Here is a 20,237-nt window from a genome sequence, read left to right on the forward strand (position 1 = left end):
GGGGAGCGACCCATGGATGTCAGGGACGAGGCGACCGAGGCCCCCGCCGCCGTCACACCGGACGCCCCGCCCGCGGTCTCCCGACGACTGCGGCTCATCACCGTCATCGCCACCTTCGGCGGACTGCTCTTCGGCTACGACACCGGCGTCATCAACGGCGCCCTGCCGTACATGACCGACGACCTCGGCCTGACCGCGGTCACCGAGGGCATGGTCACCAGTTCGCTGCTGCTGGGCGCGGCCCTCGGTGCCGTCGCCGGCGGGCGGTTGTCGGACGCGCGCGGCCGGCGCCGTACGATCCTCGTCCTCGCGGTGCTGTTCTTCATCGGCGCGCTCGGCTGCACGCTCGCGCCGACGACCGCCGTCATGGTCGTCGCCCGTTTCGTGCTCGGACTCGCGGTGGGCGGCGCCTCGGTCACGGTGCCGGTCTACCTCGCGGAGGTCTCCCCCGCCGAGCGGCGCGGTGCCCTGGTCACGCGTAACGAACTCATGATCGTCAGCGGCCAGTTGCTGGCGTTCACCTCCAACGCGGTCATCGCCCAGGTGGGCGGGGAGTCCGGCGGGGTGTGGCGCTGGATGCTCGTGATCGCCACCATCCCGGCCGTCGTGCTGTGGTTCGGCATGCTGGTCATGCCGGAGAGCCCGCGCTGGCTCGCCTCCAAGGCACGGTTCAGCGAGGCTCTGGAAGTCCTCGAACAGGTCAGGTCCCAGCAGCGTGCCGAGGCCGAACTCGCCGAGGTCTCCGCGCTCGCCGTCAAGGAGGAGCAGGAGAAGCTCGGCGGCTGGCAGGACATGAAGGCCACGCCATGGATCCGCAAGCTGATGTTCGTCGGCTTCGGCATCGCCATCGTGCAGCAGATCACCGGCGTCAACACGATCATGTACTACGGCACCAAGATCCTCACCGACGCCGGCTTCGCCGCCGACAGCGCCCTGACCGCGAACATCGCCAACGGTGTGATCTCGGTGCTGGCCACCTTCGTCGGCATCTGGCTGCTCGGCCGGGTCAATCGCCGTCCCATGCTGATGGCCGGTCAGACCGGCACCACCGCAGCCCTGTTGCTGATCGGCGTGTTCTCGCTGGTGCTGCCGTCCGGTGACGCCCGTGCCTTCGCCGTGCTCGCCATGACCGTCACCTTCCTCGCCTTCCAGCAGGGCGCGATCTCGCCGGTGACCTGGCTGATGCTGTCGGAGATCTTCCCGATGCGGATGCGCGGCTTCGGAATGGGTGTCGCGGCCGTGGTGCTGTGGCTGACCAACTTCGTGATCGGGCTGGTCTTCCCGTCGCTGGTGTCCGGCATCGGGATCTCCCACACCTTCTTCCTGTTCGTGGTGGCGGGCATCTTCTCGCTCACCTTCGTGAAGCTCTACGTCCCCGAGACGAAGGGCCGCTCGCTCGAATCCCTCGAAGCCGAACTCCGGGCGCGCTTCTCGTGATCACCCCCGTTCCCGGGCCCATCGCGGCCGGGGACCGCAGAAAGGACCACCACGCATGACTGTGCGAGTAGGCGTCATCGGCACCGGCTGGATCGGCACGGAGCACATCCGGCGGCTGACCGACACCGTCACCGGCGCCCGGGTCACCGCGGTCACCGACATAGACGCCGCCCGTGCCGAGGACGCGGCGGCCCCCGTCGGCGCCCGAGTGCTGCCCGACGGTGCTGCCGTGATCGCGGCGGACGACGTCGACGCCGTCCTCGTGACGTCCTGGGGCCCGACCCACGCCGAGCACGTGCTGAACGCGATCGCCGCCGGAAAGCCGGTGTTCTGCGAGAAGCCGCTGGCCACCACCGCCGAGGACTGCCTGCGGATCGTCGAGGCCGAGACCGCGCACGGCCGCCGTCTGGTCCAGGTCGGCTTCATGCGCCGCTACGACGCCGGTTACCGGCAGATGAAGCAGGTCATCGACGCCGGCCGGATCGGCGAGCCGCTGATCGTGCACTGCGCCCACCGTAATCCGACCGTCCCGGAGTCGTACACCTCCTCGATGGCCGCCCTCGACACGGCGGTGCACGAGGTGGACGTACTGCGCTGGCTGCTGGACGACGAGATCGTCTCCACCCAGGTGATCACCCCGCGCGCCACGAGCAAGCGGTTCGCGCACCTCAGGGACCCGCAGATCATGCTCTTCGAGACCGCCAAGGGCGTCCGTATCGATCTGGAGGTCTTCGTCAACTGCCAGTACGGCTACGACATCCAGTGCGAGGCCGTCGGCGAGGAGGGCCTCGTCCGGCTGCCCGACCCCGCCACGGTCGGCGTACGCACCGCGGCTCGGCACAGCACCGAGGTGCTCACGGACTGGGTGGGCCGCTTCCGAGATGCCTTCGACACCGAGTTCCGCGAGTGGATCGCGGGCACCGCCGCCGGCGACGAGCCCACCGGCCCCTCCGCCTGGGACGGTTACGCCGCCACCGTCATCACCGCCGCGACCGTCGAGGCCCTGGAGTCGGGCCGGGTCGTCGCCACGGACATCAAGCCCCGTCCCGCCTGCTACGGAGGTGCCGCGTGAAAATCGCCCTCGACCCGTACATGCTCCGCTCGCTGCCTCTCGACGAGATGGTGCGCACGGTCGCCGAACTCGGCTACGAGTACATCGAGTTGTCGCCGCGCAACGACTTCATGCCCTTCTTCCTGCACCCACGCGCGGACGACGAGCGGATCGCGGAGCTGAAGAACGCGCTGCGCACCCACGGCGTGCGGCTGTCCTCCGTGCTGCCGCTGTACCAGTGGTCCTCCCCGGACGAGACGGAGCGACAGGCGGCCGTCCGCTACTGGAAGCGGATGATCGAGATCACCGCCGACCTCGAATGCCCGCTCATGAACAGCGAGTTCAACGGCCGCCCGGAACGCGCCGCCGAGAGCGAGGCCGCGTTCTGGCGCTCGATGGAGGAACTGCTCCCGCTGTTCGAACGCGAAGGCATCGCGCTGAACCTGGAGGCGCACCCGGACGACTTCTGCGAGGAGAACACGCCCGCGGTCGACCTGGTCCGCGCGATCAACAAGCCGTGGGTGAACTACCTCCACTGCGCCCCGCACTCCTTCCACCTCTCCGGGGCCTCGCAGGTCGGCGCCGACATCGCCGCGATGCTGCGCTACGCCGGCGACAAGCTCCAGCACGTGCACATCGCGGACTCCTTCAATCACAAGGGCTCGTCCGGCCTGCGCTACATCCTCAACCCGCCCGGCACCCCGGCTCGTATCCACCAGCACCTGGACATCGGCCAGGGCGAGGTCGACTGGGACGCCTTCTTCGGCACGCTGCGCGAGCTGAACTTCGACGGCGTCGCCACCGCCTGCGTCTTCGCCTGGGAGGAGCGGGCCGAGGAGTCGTCGGCGTTCATGCTGGACCGCATCCGCAAGGAGCTGGCGGGGTAAGCCGTACGGCGCGGGCCTCGGCCCGGCTCACCCACCGCGGCGGTCCGCCCTGCGCTGTGCCAGCCACAGGGCGACCGCCTCCGCGATCGGCTGCCCGGTCTCCAGTTCGACGAAGCCGAACTGGCCGCCCTGGTTGCACTCCAGGAACCACCAGATGCCGTCCTCGTCCTCGGCGAAGTCGAAGGCGGCGTACGCCAGTCCGGCCAGCGTGACGTACTCGTACACCGACTTGCCGATACGGTCCGGTACTTGGATCGGATCCCAGCCGTGCCCGGTGTCGCCGTAGCGGCCGTCGACCTGGTCGGGTTCGGCGGTCTTGCGTGCGGCGAACAGCCGGGTGCCGACGCTGGTGAGGCGGATGTCGGCCCGTTTGGGGACGTATCTCTGGAGCAGCGCGGGCCCGGCCGCGACGGCCGAGAAGTCCGCGTCGGGGCCGACGAGGGTGGTGGGCAGGGCCAGCGCCGGCTCACCGGGCGGCGGCCCCGAGGCGGACTTCACCACGACGTCCCGGTACTCCTCGGCGAACTCCCGCGCCAGCCGGGGTGACGTGGTGAACACCGTCGGCGGTACGGCGAAGCCGCTGAGGTGGGCGACCCGCAACTGCCAGGGCTTCAGCCGGGCCTGGTCGGCGCTGCGCGGATGGTTCATCCACCGTGCGGCGGCGGAGTGGAGCATCCCGTACAGCGCCTGCCGGGTCTCCGCGGTCAGCCATGCCGAGGGCTCGGCCGCGTGCGCGGCCGGTTCGCCGGGCCTGCGCACCCAGATGGAGCGCAGGCCGCCCATGCTGAGCACGTGTCCGTTGACCGACAGATGGCCGTCGAAGTCGCCGTGGGCGTAGTCGGCGGACAGCACGGCCTTGCCCGGCAGGTCGGCGGGGTCCAGACGCATCACGGGCGTTCCCGTCCCGTGCAGCCTGGACACCACCATGTCGGCGGTCACGTCCTCGTCGGACGTGAGGATCAGAACCGTCATGCGCGGCCCTGTCCGTCAGTCGTCGAAGTGAGTCGCGGACCCGGCGGTGGACGTCGTCGTGCCGGCCGCCAGCATCAGGTCCGGGTCACTGACGGCGGGCCGGCCGTCGGGCAGGATGTTCAGTTGCCGGGCCGGGTCGAAGTGATACGGGGTCACCCCGCTCGGAAGCCCTCTGGGTATCGCGTAGTTGAGGGTGAACGGTCGCACTCGAAACCTCCACGGACGTTGTCTGGGTTACCGTCCTTTACGCGTCACTTGCGTAAAGAATTCATCACTTTCTGCCACATCGGGGTGAACGTGGTCACACATCAAGTGCACCAGTCGCTCGCGTCTTCCCCACAAGTCACTCATCGGATGGGGCGCGAGAACTGTCACCGGTGACAGGGCGAACGGTGTCCGGCACGGTCCGTCAGGCTCCGCGGCGTCCGAGCGCAGACCGCGCGGAGCAAGGGCGGGGCGGCCTGGGCCAGTTGGGCGATCTGATCGTCGATCAGCCCGATGCACGCGTCAGGCCAGCGGGCTTGCGTCTCCGGGGGCGCCGGATCATGGACGGCGCCGAATATGTCGTTCCGCGTGCTGGACCGATCGCCCCCACGACCGGTCCAGCCGCGATCGGACGTCAGCGAAACGCGCGCTTGTCGGCGTGCAGCCGCTCCGCGAGCCGGATGGTGATGAACTCGTTGTCGTCCGCCTTGCCCGCCGTACGGCCCGAGGAGAACGGGAAGTTGTTGTCGTTCAGGACGGCCAGCGTCCGGTCGTCGACGAGGTTCACGTCCTCGATCGTCTGGAACGGGAAGCGGAAGGTCTCCCCGAAGCCGCCGAGCCCCTTGGGGTCGGCGATGTCCAGCAGGTCGGCGACCAGGGTCTTGTCCATCAGCCCGTCGCCGTCGCGGTCCCGGGTGTCGGCGAGGTAGATCCGCTTGAACCTGGCCGTGTCGCCCTGCCCGCCGTCGCGCTCGATGACCAGGAACCGGTGCCGGTCCACGGCGATGGCGTCACCGATGGCGTTCGCGGTCGACTCCAGTCGGTAGACGAACCGCTTGCCGGTGTACGCACGCCCCCGCAGGTCGAACTCGCTGAACCGCAGATCACCGGGCGTGTCCCCGTTCACGGTGCCTTCGAGGAGTGGGTAGAGACGGCGGCCGTCCACGGAGCGGACCAGGCCCTCGAAGCCCTTGCTGCTCGCGATGTTCGGCTGGGCACCGTTCAGGTACGGGTTCTCCGGCGCCTTCACCCCGTCGAGCGCGATGGGAGCCTCCAGGAGGCGGCCCTTCGCGGAGAAGTGCAGCAGCCAGGGGCCGAACTCGTCGCCCGTCCAGTACGTCCCGTCGGGCATCCGCTGGATCGACTCGACGTCGAAGTCGGCACCGGTGAGCACCCGGTCGGCCCGGGTGAGCGGGAACGGCACATGGTGGTCGGGGTCGCTGAGGTTGAACCCGCCGAGCACCGTGACCTCGCCGGTGCGCGTGTCCGGCTTGATGCGGTGGACGCGGAGCAGGAAGTCGGCGCTGTTGGCCTTGTTGCCGTAGCCGTTGTCCGACAGCACGTCGAAGGTGCCGTCACGCCGGTTCACGACACCGCTGAAGCCCTGCACCGGCTGGTGCGCGAAGGGCGCCGCGATCCCGTTGAAGGGGCCCGCGCCGATGGCGGAGCCGGACGGCTCGCTGCCCGGCACGAACGTCTCGGCGGGCAGCGACGCGAAGCCGGTCAGCGTGGCCCGTCCGAAGTCCTGCCCACCGCGGTCGGCCGCGGCGGGGGACGCGAGGCCGGCGGTCAGCACCGCGGCACTGACCATGATCGTAATTCTTCTCATGGCGCGCACAGTAAGAGCGCGGAGTGACGGATGCGCCAACGACAGACGTCCAGTCAGGGCGTCGGCATCCCGCCGCCCTGCAGCCGCTCCAGGTCGGAGGGGCGGACCTGGATGACGAGCAGGGCGATCACCGCCGCGATGCCCGTGAAGATCGCGGCCATGATGAAGGCGGCGGAGACTCCCGAGGCGAGGATCTCGTCGGCGTACTGCGACGGGAGCTGACCGGTACGTTCGAAGCGCAGCCGCTCCGCGGGGGTCGCCTGGGACATGAAGGCGGGGATCTGCTTGTCGGCCTCGTTGCGGCTGGCCGTACCGAACATCGTGACCAGGATGGACAGGCCGAGCGAACCGCCGACCTGCTGCGTGGCGTTGAGCAGACCCGAGGCGGCGCCCGTCTCCTGGGTCGTCACGTTGGACAGCGCCATCAGGGTCAGGGACACGAACTCCATGCCCATGCCGAGGCTGAAGACGAGTATCGGGCCGAGGATGCTGCCGAGGTAGGTGGAGTCGACATCCGTCAGGGTCAGCCAGGACAGGCCCGCGGCGGCGAGGATGGCGCCCGTCACCATGAACGGCTTGGGCCCGTACTTCGGCAGGAGCTGAGAGGCCAGCCCCGCGCCCACCGCGATCACGGCGCTCACCGGCAGGAAGGCCAGTCCGGCTTCCAGCGGGCTGAAGTCGAGCACGTCCTGCACGAAGAGCGTCAGGAAGAAGAACATGCCGAAGATCGCGGCGGCCAGGCTCAGCATCATGCCGTACGTGCCCGCCCGGTTGCGGTCCGCGAACATGTGCAGCGGTGTGATGGGCTGTCTGGAGCGCTGCTCGACCAGGACGAACAGCACCAGGAACACGACGGCCGCCCCGAACGCGCCCAGCGTGAGCGGATCCCGCCAGCCGTCCTGCGCGGCCCGGATGAACCCGTACACCAGCAGCACCATGCCGATGGTGGAGGTCAGCGCGCCCGCGATGTCGAAGTGCCCTGGGTGGCGCTCGGACTCCCGGATATAGCGCGGGGTGGCCAGCACGATGAGCAGCCCGATCGGCACGTTGACGAACAGCACCCAGCGCCAGTTGAGCCACTCGACCAGGATGCCGCCCATCAGCAGTCCGATCGCGCCGCCGCCCGCGGAGACCGCGGCGAAGACGCCGAACGCCCTGTTGCGTGCGGGCCCTTCACGGAAGGTCGTGCTGATCAGGGCGAGGGCGGTCGGGGACGCGATGGCGCCGCCGACGCCTTGCAGGGCGCGGGCGGCGAGGAGTTGCCAGGAGTTCTGGGACAGTCCGCCGAGCAGCGAGGCGAGGACGAAGAGCAGGACGCCGAAGATGAACACGCGCCGTCTGCCGAGGATGTCGCCCATCCTGCCGCCGAGCAGCAGCAGACCGCCGAAGGTGAGCGTGTAGGCGTTGACCACCCAGGACAGGCTCGTCGTGGAGAAGTCCAGCGCGCTCTGGATGTGCGGCAGGGCGATGTTCACGATGGTGATGTCGAGCACCACCATCAGCTGGCACGACGCGATGACGAACAGCGCCATGCCGCTGCCGCGGCCCTCGCCCCGCTCCGTCTCCTGCGGGGTGGCCCGTGCTTCGGGTGTCGGCTCGGCATTAGTCATGGCATCGCGCCGTGGCGAGGGCTCGGTGGCTGGTTCCCGCCACCATTCGACGGTACGCCGGTGCCGCACGGGCCTCCAGTCGATCACGGAGCCGCGCGCTGCCGCCGCTGCGGGCCGCCGGGGAGCCGTGCGCGGCGCCGGGCCAGCGAGCGCCGCGGATCAGGCCCGTGAGATGGCGCGACAGCGATGAGCGCTGCCGGGCGGACCGGTCCTCAAGCACCGGCGGATCTTCGTACTCGACTATGTCGACCTGGTCGAGAGCCCCCGCGACCCGTCGGCCGTCGCGCGGCTCGGCGCGTATCTGCGGACGGTCACCGAGGAGCGGTGATCACCGGCGCCGACGCGCTCGAAGTGGCTCGGTCTTCCGTCGCGGTGCACGAGGCGGCCGAGCCGCTCGGCCCTCGCGCGGGGCATGAGGGTCCAGCTGCCGTCGGGCTGCCGCAGGGCGGCCGAGTGCCAGGGGGTGGTCCAGACGTCCGGGGTGTCGAGGAGCCGGATGCCGAACTTGGAGGCGCCGATCGGTTGCGGGTGGATCGACAGACGTACGGCGCTCGGATGGTGCTCGGCGATCAGCGCGCCCCAGGCCCGGCTGCGCTGGATGACGCCGTACGCCCGTCTGCGGCATTCGCGTTGGAGGGCGGAGCGGGTGCCGGTGAAGTCGGCGGTGTCCTCGACCAGGAAGCGGGTGATGCCCCGGTACAGGGCGAGGGTGGGGGCGTCGGTGCGGACCTCGGTGCGCAGCGCGTCCAGGGTGGGGGCGTGGCGGTCATGGACATGGGCGCGTTTTGTGTCGGGCGGGAGGTCGCCGAGGATGTCGCGCAGGTCGAGAACGGACAGGTGACTCAGGCCCGACTCCCGTATGAGCGTGCGCAGTTCGTCCGCGTAGGCGTCGATGTGGTGGTCGGGGACATGGATCAGATCGCCGAAGACATGACCGTCCGAGCAGATGACGACGCGGGCGCCGGGCGGATGGACCCTCTCGATCTCCGCGCACAGTGTGTCGAGGAACGTGAGGGAGAGGCGTTCGCCCATGTCGGGGAGGTGGCCCAGGGTCTTGGCCGGGTTGGGTGACTTGCAGGGGAAGCCGGGCAGGGTGAACACGATCGGGGCGCCGGCGCGGACGAAGTCGGAGATCCGGCGCAGCTGAAGCGGGAAGGCCTCGGCCGGGGCCTGGTCGTGGTCGGTCGTGCGGTGGTGCGGCAGGAGCAGGTTCAGGATCCGGGTGGCGGTAATCCTGGGGAGGGTGTCCGGTGCGGTCGTCAGCAGCATGTCGTTCCTCCGGGGCATGCGGGCGTGGCGCCTCGGCGGGCCGGGCGCTGTCGTTCAGGTGAGGGGGATCAGCCGTGAGCAGGTCTCACAGGCGTCGGTCGTAGCCGACGGGCAGCTGGTGCGTGCCGCGGCCCAGGACGGACGGGATCCACTCGATGTCCTCGTCCCTGATCGCGAGGTGCAGACCGGGCAGCCGGGCGAGCAGGGTGCCGAGGGCGATCCTGAGTTCGGCGCGGGCGAGGGCGGCTCCGGGGCAGAAGTGGATGCCGTGGCCGAAGGCGAGGTGGGGGTTGGGGCTGCGGTCGAGGTCGAGGGCGTCGGGGTCGGCAAAGCGGCGCGGGTCGCGGTTGGCGGCACACAGGGAGACGATCACGGAGTCGCCGGCCGGCACCTCGGTGCCGTGCAGATCGCTGTCCCGGTCGAAGAAGCGCCAGGTGGTCAGCTCGAAGGCGCTGTCGTGGCGCAGGAGTTCCTCGACGGCGCGGGGCAGCAGGCCGGGGTCGTCGCGCAGCCGGGCGAGCTGGTCGGGGTGGCGGAACAGGGCGATCAGGGCTGTCGTGATTTGGTTCGTGACCGGCTCCTGGCCCGCGACCAGCAGCTGGAAGATCATCGAGTCCAGCTCCTCCTGGGCCAGTTCACCCCGGTCGCGTGCCCCGACGAGGCGGCCCAGCAGGTCCTCGCCCCCGTGCTCCCGCTTATGGGCGACGACCTCGGCGATATAGCTCTCCAGACCGTGCAGCCGTGCCTCGTACAGCGGCCGTCCCGGATCCGTCGGACCGACCGGCTGGACCACCTTGCCCCAGTCGCGGTCGAAGCGCTCGGCCAACTCCCCCGGCAGGCCGATGACTTCGGCGAGAACCTGGAAGGGGAAGCAGGCGGCGAAACCGGCGACGAGGTCGGCGGGACCGCCCTCCGGGAGGGTGTCGACCAGACTGTCGGCCACCTCCTGGAACCGGGGCTCCAGTTGCTCGATCCGGCGGGGGGTGAACGCGTCCGTCACGAAGCGCCGCATGCGGGTGTGCTTCGGCGGGTCCTGGTGGAGGAGATGGACCTGGAGCCGGGAGTGCTGCGGCTCGGGCATGATCGAGGCGCGGGCGCGCCAGCCGTCGTTGCCCCGGTCGTGGTTCTTGCCGAGGCGGTCGTCGTTCAGGGCGGCGTGCGCGGCTTCGTAGCCGGTGACGAGCCAGGCTCGTACGCCGCTCGGGAAGAGGACGCGGTGGACCGGCCCGACCTCGCGCATCCGCTCGTACAAGGGATAGGGGTCGGCCTTGTACGGGCAGCCCATGAGCGGGACCGGGTCGGGGAGCGGTTCCTTGCCACCGCCACTCGCCGGGGTGCCGCCGCCGTCCACGGCCGGAAGGGGTTCCTGGAGGGTCATGCGCGGGGCTCCTCAGAGGGCGAGTTCGGGCTTGTGGTGGTCCAGCCACAGGGCGAGGTCCACGACGCGTTCGAGGCGCAGGCGGTGGCCCCACTCCAGCCGCTCGGGCGGGGTGTCGAGGCAGGGTTTGACGCGACTCTCGTCGGCCAGCGCCCGGACCTGCTCGTCGGCGAGGGCGTCACGGGCCAGGTCCTGCAGGCCGCGGTTGTAGTCGGGGTGGTGGGTGGCCGGATAGTGGTTCTTGGGACGCCGCAGCACCGAGTCGGGCGCCAGCCCCGCTCCGGCGGCGCGCAGCAGACTCTTCTCGCGTCCGTCGAAGCTCTTCAGCGCCCAGGGGACGTCGAAGGCGTACTGGACGAGCCGGTGGTCGCAGTACGGCACGCGGACCTCCAGTCCCCGGGCCATGCTCAACCGGTCCTTGCGGTGCAGGAGTTGACGCAGCCAGCGGGTCAGGGACAGGTGCTGCATCTCGCGCTGCCGGTGCTCGGCGGGGGTCTCGCCGTCGAGGTGGGGTACGGCGGCCAGGGCGCTGCGGTAGGTGTCGGCGCGGAACTCGCCGATGTTCAGGTCCAGTTCGGGGGCGAGGGGCATCGCGGCCTCGTCGCCGGTGACCAGCAGCCAGGGGAAGGTGTCGGCCGCGAGTGCCTTGGGGCTGTGGAACCAGGGGTAGCCGCCGAAGACCTCGTCGGCGGCCTCGCCGGACAGTGCGACGGTGGAGTGCCGCCGTATCTCCCCGAACAGCAGGTACAGCGAGGTGTCCATGTCTCCGACGCCGATCGGCGAGTCACGTGCCACGACGACGGCCCTGCGGTGCTCGGGGTCGAGCAGCGCACGCGGGTCCAGTACGACCGTGCTGTGGTCGGTGCCGATGAACGCGCCCGCCTCGGTGGCGTAGGGGGTGTCGTGCCCGGTACGCAGGACGTCACCGGTGAACCGCTCGGCCTGGTCGCTGTAGTCGACGGCATAGGAGCGCAGGCGGGTGTCCGGGCCCTCGCGCAGGCGGAGTTCGTCGGCGAACAGGGCGGTCAGGACGGTGGAGTCGATGCCGCCGGACAGCAGGCTGCACAGCGGGACGTCGGCCTCCGTCCGACTGCGGGCGGCCGTGCCGACCAGGTGGGCGATCCGGTCCACGGTGGCGTCCCGGTCGTCCTGGTGCGCACCGGCCTCCAACTGCCAGTAGCGGCGCTCGCGGATGCCGTCCCGGTCCAGGACGAGCAGGCCGCCCGGCTCGACCTCCCGTACACCGGACCACACCGTGGGCCCGGTGTTGAACAGCAGGCTGTACGCCTCCCGCAGCCCGTCCGCGTCCACCCGGGGCCGTAGCTCGGGGTGCGCGAAGAGCGCCTTGGGCTCGGAGGCGAAGGCGAGTCCTCCGTCGACGGCCGCCCAGAACAGCGGTTTGACGCCGAGCCGGTCACGGACGAGGAGCAGCCGCTGGGCGCGCTCGTCCCAGACGGCGAAGGCGAACATGCCCTCCAGGTGGTCGGCGAGTCCGTCCCCCCACTCGGCGTAGGCGCGCAGCACGACCTCGGTGTCGCTGCGGGTGTCGAAGCGGTGGCCGCGGCCGCGCAGCTGCGCGCGCAGCGCGTGGTGGTTGTAGACCTCTCCGCTGTAGCTGAGCACGGCGGTGGGCTCGTGCGGCCGATCGGTCATCGGCTGCACGCCGCCTTCGAGGTCGATGACGGCGAGACGGCGATGGCCGATCGCGGCCCGCTCTCCCAGCCATACGCCCCCGGCATCGGGGCCGCGCCGGGCGAGCCGGCCGGTCATGGCCTCGATGACCGGGGCCTGGGTGCGGGCGTCGCCGTGGAAGGACGCCCAGCCGGTGATTCCGCACATGCGGGCTCCTGGATCAGGTGGGGACGGTGTCGGTGGGGACGGGTTCCGGGACCGGTTCGCCCGCCGGGGTGCGGTGGTCGAAGGCGATCAGCGGGTCTCCGGTCAGCGGGTGGTCGATGACGCTCGCCCGTACGCCGAACACCTCGGCCAGCAGGGCTGGTCGCAGCACCTCGCGGGGCGGGCCGGAGGCGACCACCCGGCCGCCGTGCAGGACGTGCAGCCGGTCGCAGACGGAGGCGGCGGCGTTGAGGTCGTGCAGCGACACCAGGGTGGTACGGCGTCCTGCCCGCAGCAGGGCGAGGAGTTCCACCTGGTGGCGGATGTCGAGGTGGTTGGTGGGCTCGTCCAGGACCAGGACGTCCGGCTGCTGGGCGAAGGCACGGGCCAGCAGGACGCGTTGACGTTCGCCGCCGGACAGTTCGGCGAAAGGGCGCCCGGTGTGCCGGGCCATGCCGACGTCCGCCAGGGCGCGGGTGATGACGTCCCGGTCGGTGGCGTCCTCCCCTGCGAAGGCCCGCTTGTAGGGCGTACGGCCCATGGCGACTACCTCGCGTACGGTCAGCTCGAAGTCACCGCCGCGCTCCTGCGGCAGCGCGGCGACATGTCGGGCCGCCTCGGCGGAGCCCAGCCGGCGCAGGTCGGTGCCGGAGAGCAGGACCCGGCCGGCGGCCGGCTTCAGGTGCCGGTAGACGGTGCGCAGCAGCGTGGACTTGCCGCTGCCGTTCGGCCCGACGAGGCCGGTGATCTCGCCCTCCGACGCGATCAGGTGGGCGCCCGCGACGACCGTACGGCCGGCGTACGCGACATGCAGGTCCTCGATGTCGATTCTCACCTTGGACTCCTCCAGGTCCTCAACTCCCGCTCCCCAGGCGCCGGTCCAGCACGTACAGCAGTGCCGGGGCCCCGATGAGCGAGGTGACCACGCCGACCGGCAGCTCCTGCGTGTCCATGGCCGTACGGCACACGATGTCGACGACGACCAGGAGCAGCGCCCCGAACAGCGCCGAGACGGGCAGCAGACGGCGGTGGTCGCCGCCGACGACCAGGCGGCAGGCGTGCGGCACCATGAGCGCGACGAAGGCGATCGCGCCGGACACGGCGACGAGGACGCCGGTCAGCAGGCTGGTGAGCGTGAACAGTTCCCGGCGCAGTCGGGTGGCGTCGACGCCGAGTCCGGCCGCCGTCTCGTCACCCATGGTCAAGGCGTTGAGCCCCCGGGCGCGGGCCAGCAGCCACAGCAGCGTGCCGGGAACGGCGACGGCGGGGGCGGCGAGCAGCGGCCAGCTCGCGCCGCTCAGGCTGCCCATGAGCCAGAACAGCACGCTGTGGGTCTGCTGCTCGTCACCGGCCTGGAGCACGAGGTAGCTGGTGAACCCGGACAGGAACTGCCCGATCGCCACCCCGGCCAGCACCAACCGTAGCGGCGCGAATCCCCCGCGGCGCCGGGCCACCGTCCATACCAGTGCGAAGGTGCCGAGGGCGCCCGCGAAGGCCGCGCCGGACAGGCCGAGTCCGAGCGCGCCGCCCGTGCCGAGGCCGAGCACGATCGCGGCGACCGCGCCGAGGGAGGCGCCGTTGGAGATGCCGAGGAAGTACGGGTCGGCCAGCGGGTTGCGCACCAGTGCCTGCGTCGCCGTACCGCACAGACCGAGGCCCGCGCCGACGAGGGCCGCCAACAGGGCGCGGGGCAGGCGGAGTTGCCAGACGATCAGGTCGTCGGTGCCGGGGCCGGGTGCCGCACCGGACAGCCGGCGCCAGACCACCGCCCACACCTCCCCGGCCGGTATGGACGTCGAGCCCCAGGACACCGCCGCGGTGAGGGCGGCCGGCAGTGCCAGGGCGAGGGCGAGGACAAGCGGCGCGGCGGGCACGGAGCGCGTCCGGGAGCGCTCCTGCGGATCCGCCGTGTCCTTCCGGCCCACCAGGGTGTCGGTCACGGTCAGCCGACCTTGCCGGGGTACAGCGTCCGCGCGATCTCCTCGACGGCAGCGGCGTTGGCGACACCGGCGATCGTGGTCCGCTCGGAGCCGATGCGCAGGAAGTGGCCCTCCTTGACGGCCTTGAGGCCCTTGGTGGCGGAGTTCGACTCCAGCCACTTCTGAGCCTCCTCGAACGCCTTGTCGTTCGCGGCCTCGCTGCCCCGGTTGCGCACGGCGAGCTGGATCCAGTCCGGGTTCTTCGCGATCACGTCCTCCCAGCCGACCTGCTTGTAGTCGCCGTCGCAGTCGGCGAAGACGTTGCGGGCCCCGGCGAGGGTGATGACCGCGTTGGCGATCTGACGGTTGCAGACGGCCATGGGCTGCTTGGTTCCGGCGTCGTAGTCGAAGAAGAAGTACGTGGGCCGCTCGTCCTCGGGGGTGCCGGCCACCAGCTTCCGGACGGCGCCCACCTTCTCCTTCATCCCGTCGACGAGTTCCCTCGCCTTCGCGCTCGTGCCCGTGACCGCGCCGAGGGAGGTGATGTCGTCCTGGACGGCGGACAGGTCGGTGACCGGGTCCTCGCTCATGGCGGCGCAGGCCGTGGACTTCAGGAAGGTGTGCTTGATCCCGGCCGCCTTGAACTCCTCCTCGCTCGGCGTGTCCCCCATCCCGGCGCCCATGTCCATCGAGGCGAAGGTGTCGATGTACAGGTCGGCGCCGGAGCCGAGGAGCTTCTCCTTGGGGATGACGTTCTCGCCGAGCACCTTCACCCGCTGGGCCCGGGCGTCGAGTTCGCCCGGCAGGGTGCCCTTGCCGGGTGGGAAGCCGGTGCCGATCACCTTGTCCCCGGCGCCCAGTCGCAGCAGTAGTTCGAGACTGGAGGCGTTGCTGGTGACGATGTGCTTCGGGGCCGAGGTGAATGTCGTTCTCGCGCCGGCGCAGTCGGTGACGGTGACCGGGTAGCCCGTGGAGCCCTTGCCGGCGGCCGAGCCTGCCGCGCCGTCGCCCGCGCTGCCGCAGCCCGCCGCCAACAGGCCGCCGAGCGCCACGGCCGTCGTCGCCCGCCACCTACGAGAACGCATCGAAACAACTCCCCTGGATCCACTGGATGCTCGGGCGGATCTCCACCGCCCGATCCAGTAGTCGGGGCGAACCCGGTGTCAGTTCCCGGCAGGGGAACCGACACCGGGTTTCCAGGTCAGGCGGCCACGGCGACCGGTTCGGCCACGGCCTCGGTGTCCGCCTCGGCCTCCGTGAGCAGTTCGACGAGGGTCGCCCTGGCCCGGGCCACGCGTGAGCGGACCGTCCCGACGGGGCAGTCGCTCATCTCGGCCGCCTCCACATAGGGCAGGCCCACCAACTGGGTCAGGACGAACGCCTCGCGGCGCTCGTCGGGCAGCGCGTCCAGCAGGTCGAGCAGCGCGATGCCGTCGTCGAACCCGGGCAGGCCGGTCGGCTGGGCGCGTTCCGCCATCAGCGTCCAGTCGTCGGTGTCGCACAGCCGTGGCCGGGCGGCGGCATAACGGTGGCTGTCGATCACCGCGCGACGCGCGATGGACAGCAGCCACGCCCGCGCCGAGGAGCGGCCCTCGAACCGGTGCAGGCTGCCGAGCGCCCGCAGGAACGTGTCCTGTGCCAGATCGTCAGCGGCCTGCGGATCGGCGGAGAGATGCGCCACGTACCGCACGACGTCGCGGTGCAGTGAGCGGACGAACCGGTCGGCGGCGTCCGGGTCGCCGCCGCCGGCCGCCAGCGCCCACGCGGTCGTCGACTCGTCGCCGGAGGCCGCTGTCGCAGTGTCGTCCGCCATCGTGTGCCGCACGCGCGCCGCGCGTGCGGGCAGAGCAGGAGTGATCACTTGAAGTCCTTCTCGGGTAGACCGGACTCCGGTACGGCGGCGGCCACGAGGGCGTCACCACCGGGCATCGAGGCACGCCGGCGCGCGACGTGTCGGGCACGCCGTACCGGACGAGTCCGGGAAGCAGGGGATTCGGCCGTACGGCAGGTACGGCCGGGGCCCGAGGGCACGGTCGGCGTCGACGACTCGACGTCCGTGGCCGTGCGGCCTCGGGGAACCGGCTGTCTCAGACGACAGCGGTCCCCGCCGGAGGTCCCCGAGAGGTGATCGTGTGGACGAGCGGAAGCAGCCGCGGCGCCCGGTCGGAGCGACCGCGCCGCGGCCTGAGGCGCGGGCGGTGCGGCGGTACGGGCAGGGTGAGCGACAGCCGCAGCGGCGCGGCCAGCCAGCCGGCGACGGCACGCAGGATGCGGAACGCGGCACGCTCACCGTGGCCCAGCCACAGCCCGCACAGCAGCGCGGCCAGTGTGTGGGCGGCGAACATGCCTAGCGATGAGGTGCCGGTCATGTCGTGGCCCATGGCTGTGTGGCCGGCGCCCATGTGGCCCCCGCCTGTGTGCCCTGCGCCCATGTGGCCCATGCCCATGTGGCCCGCACCCATGGAACCCAGAGAGTCCATGGCCCCCATGGAACCCATGGAACCCATGGTGTCCAAGGAACCCATGTGGGTGGACACGGTGCCCATGTCGTCATGCCCGGCGGCAGCGGAGGACTGCGCGAACTCGAAGACCGCGTGCAACCCGCCCTGAGCGACGACCACGACGGACACGACCAGCCCGAGTCCACGCTCCCGGCCCGCCAGACACCAGCCCGCACCGCCCGTGACGAGCACACCGGCCGCCAGTGTCCACCAAGGGACGGTGGCGCCCGACATCAGTACGTGGCCGAGGGCGGCGAGCAGCACACAGACCGACGCGAACACCGCGGCCCGTATCGTGCGCACACCCCACCCAGCTGTCATGACGGCCCTCATCCTCGCATCCTGGGCCCGCTCGTCACGGGTGGGTACGCACAACACCCCTGTCTCGCACTCAAGCCCAGAAGAGTGATACAGGACACATCGATGCAAGGGAACCGGGCGCGCCCGCAGACCGACCACTAAGGGAGTGGGGCTGTCCTCACCCGGCGCCGCCAGGGCGGACGACGACCGCCTGCACCTCGATCCGGCCGGCGTACTCGAAGTGCAGCGTGAACGGCACGAAGGTGCCCTCCTCCCACTCCGGCCGCGCCCGCAGCGTCACGTCCAGGCCGAACGGCGACATGACGAGACCGCCACCGGCCGGGACCCGGGCCGAGTGCACCGTCTCCGCGGACGCCGCGCTGTCGCTGATCATGTGGTGCCGGCTGAGTTCGGTACCGTCCTCCGCCTCGGACGACGTCACCTTGAGCAGGCGGTCGTCCGCACCGCCGGAGTTGGCGATCCGGAAGAACGCCGCGGTGTCCCGGACATCGCCGTAGGGCAGGAAGACCCGCCCGTCGGCGACCGCGATCCGCGCGGGGCTGCCCGCGTTGCCGTAGTTCGCCCAGGTGGTCAGGCCCCCCAGGGCGACACCGCACATGGCGATCGGGACGAGCACGGCGAGCAGTCCGTCGGCGACCCGGCGCCGGGTCCGGGGAGCCGCGGTGGGCGGGGTCATCGGGAACCACCTCCGGCTCCGACGTGCCGAGGGCTCCCGGCGGGCGTCGGCTGCCAGGCCCGTAGCCGCAGGCTGTTGCCCACCACGAGCAGCGAACTCACCGACATGGCGACCGCGGCGACCATCGGGTTGAGCAGACCGACCATGGCGAGGGGCACGGTCACCACGTTGTAGCCGAAGGCCCACAGCAGGTTGGCGCGGATCGTGCCCAGGGTGCGCCGGGCGAGCCGTACGGCGTCCCCGAGCGCCTCGATGTCGCCGCGCACCAGGGTCACGTCGGCGGCCCCGATCGCGACGTCCGTGCCCGTGCCCATGGCGATGCCGAGGTCGGCGCAGGCCAGCGCCGCCGCGTCGTTGACGCCGTCGCCGACGACCGCGACCCGGCGGCCCCGTGCTCTCAACTCCCGTACGAGGTCGGCCTTGTCCTCGGGTGTGCGGCGGGCGTGCACCTCCTCGATGCCGAGGACGGACGCGACCGCTCGGGCCGGTGCCTCCCGGTCACCGGTGGCGAGCACGGGGCGGACGCCGAGGCGCCGCAGCCGGTCCACGGCCCGGTAGCTGCCGGGGCGTACGACGTCCCCGATCTCGATCAGCGCCTGTGCGGTCCCGTCGATGCGCACCAGGACCGACGTGTGCGCGGCGGCCTCCGCGACCGGTAGCCCCTCCGCCAGCGCGGCGGGCAACTCGCCGTCCGGCGCGAGGACTTCGACCAGACGGCCGTCGACCCGGCCGCGCACACCCCGGCCGGGCTCCGCGCGGAAGTCCCGCACTTCGGGCAGCGGGCCCCGCTCGGGCTGTGTCCTGCGGGCGTATGCGACGACGGCGTGGCCCAGTGGGTGTTCCGAGCCCTGCTCCGCCGCGCCGGCCAGCCGCAGCACCGCCTCCGTGCCGAGTCCGCCGGGCACGGCCGTGACCCGGGCGACGCTCATGTGCCCGGAGGTGAGGGTGCCGGTCTTGTCGAGGACGACGGTGTCGATGTGCTGGAGCCCCTCCAGGGCCTGCGGGCCCCGGACCAGGACGCCGAGTTGGGCGCCGCGTCCGGTGGCGGCCATGAGCGCGGTGGGGGTGGCCAGGCCCAGCGCGCAGGGGCAGGCCACGACGAGTACGGCCACACACGCGGTGATCGCCGCCTGCGGATCGGCCCCGGCCCCGAGCCAGAAGCCGAGCACGGTGACGGCGAGTGCCAGCACTGCGGGCACGAACACCCCTGCCACGGCGTCCGCGAGCCGTTGCGCCCGCGCTTTGCCTGCCTGGGCCTCGGTCACCAGGCGGGTGATCCGGGCGAGTTGGGTGTCCGCGCCCACGGCGGTGGCCCGCACCAGCAGCAGCCCGCCCGCGTTGACGGCGCCACCCACCACCGCCGAGCCGGGGCCGACCTCGATCGGCTCGCTCTCCCCGGTGACGAGTGACAGGTCGACGGCGGAGTTGCCCTCCACGACATCGCCGTCGGTGGCGACCCGCTCGCCGGGGCGCACGACGAAGGTCCGTCCGACCGACAACTCCTCGATCGGTACGAGGTGTTCGCTGCCGTTGTCCTCGCGGACCGACACCTCCTTGGCGGCGAGCCGGGCGAGCGAGCGCAGCGCCGCCCCGGTGCCGTGCCGCGCCCGCGCCTCCAGGAAGCGACCGGCCAGCACGAACAGCGGGACGCCGACCGCCGCTTCGAGGTAGACGTGGGCCACGCCGTCCGGGGCCGAGGGCAGCAGGCTGAACGGCATCCGCATACCGGGCTCGCCCGCGCCGCCGAGGAACAGCGCGTACGCCGACCAGCCGAAGGACGCCACCACGCCCAGGGAGACCAGCGTGTCCATGGTGGCCGTGGAGTGCCGCAGCCCGCGCAGCGCCCTCGCATGGAACGGCCAGGCGCTCCACGCGGCGACCGGCGCGGCCAGCACGAAGCACAGCCACTGCCAGTTGCGGAACTGCCAGGCGGGCACCATCGACAGCACGAGCACCGGCACCGCGAGCAGCGCGGTGACGAGCAGCCTGGTGCGCTCCGGGCGGCCGTCCTCGGCGGCCTCTTCGGCCCGGCTCTGCCGCTTCCTCGGCGGTTCGGGCAGCGCGGCCGTGTATCCCGCCTGTTCGACGGTCGCCACGAGTTCCTCGGCGCGGATGTCCGGCGGATGGCTGACCCGGGCGCGCCCGGTGGCCAGATTGACCGTCGCGGTCACGCCTGCCAGCTTTGCGAGTTTCTTCTCCACCCGCCGTACACAGGCGGCACAGGTCATCCCGCCGACGGTCAGGTCCGTGACGGTCATCGGGGGTGCCGGTTCGGTCTCCATCAGCCACCGCTCCCGTGCCGCATGTCCATGTTCCCCATCTCGCCCGTCTCCCCTGTGTCTGTGCCACCTGTGTCCGTGCCACCGCCGTCGCCGCTCGTTCCGGTGCGATGCATGCCGGGCGCGACGGGACCGGCGGCGGCTCCGACGGCGTAAGACGCGGTGAAGATCACAGCGAGCAGCAGCAGAAACCCGCAGAGGGCGGGCGGCACAAGTTGGGGTGCTCTCATCAACGGCCTCCTGACGCACGTACCGCTTCAGGAGTCGGGCCCGGGGGCAAGGGAGTTC

18 protein-coding genes are annotated in these 20,237 nt (G+C 71.4%); 3 read left to right on the forward strand and 15 right to left on the reverse strand.

Annotated features, from left to right (window positions below; all coding sequences use genetic code 11):
• The first annotated feature begins 12 nt into the window (after positions 1–12).
• From ACZ7NC_RS01860 to ACZ7NC_RS01870, 3 genes are read left to right on the forward strand one after another with little or no spacing between them, the layout of a single operon-like run.
• Positions 13–1,437, forward strand: coding sequence for a sugar porter family MFS transporter (locus ACZ7NC_RS01860; protein WP_471484026.1), 1,425 nt, complete (start codon positions 13–15; stop codon positions 1,435–1,437).
• 55 nt (positions 1,438–1,492) lie between these two features.
• A complete protein-coding gene (locus tag ACZ7NC_RS01865) occupies positions 1,493–2,509 on the forward strand; it encodes a Gfo/Idh/MocA family protein (protein WP_471484027.1) in 1,017 nt (338 codons plus the stop codon).
• A complete protein-coding gene (locus ACZ7NC_RS01870) occupies positions 2,506–3,375 on the forward strand; it encodes a sugar phosphate isomerase/epimerase family protein (protein WP_471484029.1) in 870 nt (289 codons plus the stop codon). The genes ACZ7NC_RS01865 and ACZ7NC_RS01870 overlap by 4 nt, the downstream gene beginning before the upstream one ends.
• 27 nt (positions 3,376–3,402) lie before the next feature.
• Here ACZ7NC_RS01870 and tgmB read toward each other — a convergent pair whose 3' ends face one another.
• The 15 genes from tgmB to ACZ7NC_RS01945 form a co-directional block, all read right to left on the reverse strand.
• Positions 3,403–4,347 carry an ATP-grasp ribosomal peptide maturase gene (gene tgmB, locus ACZ7NC_RS01875; protein WP_471484031.1) on the reverse strand — a complete coding sequence of 315 codons (945 nt, stop codon included), beginning with the start codon at positions 4,345–4,347 and terminating at the stop codon, positions 3,403–3,405.
• Positions 4,348–4,362: 15 nt separating this feature from the next.
• Entirely contained in the window at positions 4,363–4,554 is a 192-nt protein-coding gene (tgmA, locus tag ACZ7NC_RS01880) for a putative ATP-grasp-modified RiPP (protein WP_471484033.1), read from the reverse strand.
• Between the two features lie 412 nt (positions 4,555–4,966).
• Positions 4,967–6,160, reverse strand: a complete 1,194-nt coding sequence (locus ACZ7NC_RS01885) for an esterase-like activity of phytase family protein (RefSeq protein ID WP_471484035.1) — start codon at positions 6,158–6,160, stop codon at positions 4,967–4,969.
• Between the two features lie 53 nt (positions 6,161–6,213).
• The gene (locus ACZ7NC_RS01890; protein WP_471484477.1) at positions 6,214–7,692 is read right to left on the reverse strand and encodes an MFS transporter; all 1,479 of its coding nucleotides are present in this window, start codon (positions 7,690–7,692) and stop codon (positions 6,214–6,216) included.
• A gap of 318 nt (positions 7,693–8,010) precedes the next feature.
• Positions 8,011–9,039, reverse strand: a complete 1,029-nt coding sequence (locus ACZ7NC_RS01895; RefSeq protein WP_471484037.1) for an L-tyrosine/L-tryptophan isonitrile synthase family protein — start codon at positions 9,037–9,039, stop codon at positions 8,011–8,013.
• Between the two features lie 85 nt (positions 9,040–9,124).
• Positions 9,125–10,417, reverse strand: coding sequence for a cytochrome P450 family protein (locus tag ACZ7NC_RS01900; protein ID WP_471484039.1), 1,293 nt, complete (start codon positions 10,415–10,417; stop codon positions 9,125–9,127).
• A 12-nt stretch (positions 10,418–10,429) separates the two neighbouring features.
• On the reverse strand, positions 10,430–12,256 hold the full coding sequence (gene asnB, locus ACZ7NC_RS01905) for an asparagine synthase (glutamine-hydrolyzing) (protein WP_471484043.1): 1,827 nt from the start codon (positions 12,254–12,256) through the stop codon (positions 10,430–10,432).
• A 13-nt stretch (positions 12,257–12,269) separates the two neighbouring features.
• Complete coding sequence (locus tag ACZ7NC_RS01910; RefSeq protein WP_471484045.1) at positions 12,270–13,088, reverse strand: ABC transporter ATP-binding protein; 819 nt, start codon at positions 13,086–13,088, stop codon at positions 12,270–12,272.
• A 19-nt stretch (positions 13,089–13,107) separates the two neighbouring features.
• Positions 13,108–14,193 carry a FecCD family ABC transporter permease gene (locus ACZ7NC_RS01915; protein WP_471484047.1) on the reverse strand — a complete coding sequence of 362 codons (1,086 nt, stop codon included), beginning with the start codon at positions 14,191–14,193 and terminating at the stop codon, positions 13,108–13,110.
• A gap of 2 nt (positions 14,194–14,195) precedes the next feature.
• On the reverse strand, positions 14,196–15,257 hold the full coding sequence (locus ACZ7NC_RS01920; protein WP_471484049.1) for an ABC transporter substrate-binding protein: 1,062 nt from the start codon (positions 15,255–15,257) through the stop codon (positions 14,196–14,198).
• A gap of 116 nt (positions 15,258–15,373) precedes the next feature.
• Positions 15,374–16,033, reverse strand: coding sequence for a sigma-70 family RNA polymerase sigma factor (locus ACZ7NC_RS01925; RefSeq protein WP_471484051.1), 660 nt, complete (start codon positions 16,031–16,033; stop codon positions 15,374–15,376).
• Positions 16,034–16,259: 226 nt separating this feature from the next.
• Positions 16,260–16,994 carry a hypothetical protein gene (locus tag ACZ7NC_RS01930; protein ID WP_471484053.1) on the reverse strand — a complete coding sequence of 245 codons (735 nt, stop codon included), beginning with the start codon at positions 16,992–16,994 and terminating at the stop codon, positions 16,260–16,262.
• A 157-nt stretch (positions 16,995–17,151) separates the two neighbouring features.
• A complete protein-coding gene (locus ACZ7NC_RS01935; RefSeq protein WP_471484055.1) occupies positions 17,152–17,670 on the reverse strand; it encodes a copper chaperone PCu(A)C in 519 nt (172 codons plus the stop codon).
• Positions 17,667–19,952, reverse strand: a complete 2,286-nt coding sequence (locus ACZ7NC_RS01940; RefSeq protein WP_471484057.1) for a heavy metal translocating P-type ATPase — start codon at positions 19,950–19,952, stop codon at positions 17,667–17,669. The genes ACZ7NC_RS01935 and ACZ7NC_RS01940 overlap by 4 nt, the downstream gene beginning before the upstream one ends.
• Positions 19,952–20,179, reverse strand: coding sequence for a hypothetical protein (locus ACZ7NC_RS01945; protein WP_471484059.1), 228 nt, complete (start codon positions 20,177–20,179; stop codon positions 19,952–19,954). Before ACZ7NC_RS01945 ends, ACZ7NC_RS01940 begins: the two co-directional genes overlap by 1 nt.
• Positions 20,180–20,237 lie beyond the last annotated feature (58 nt).

The organism is Streptomyces sp. NPDC111802, from assembly GCF_055634335.1.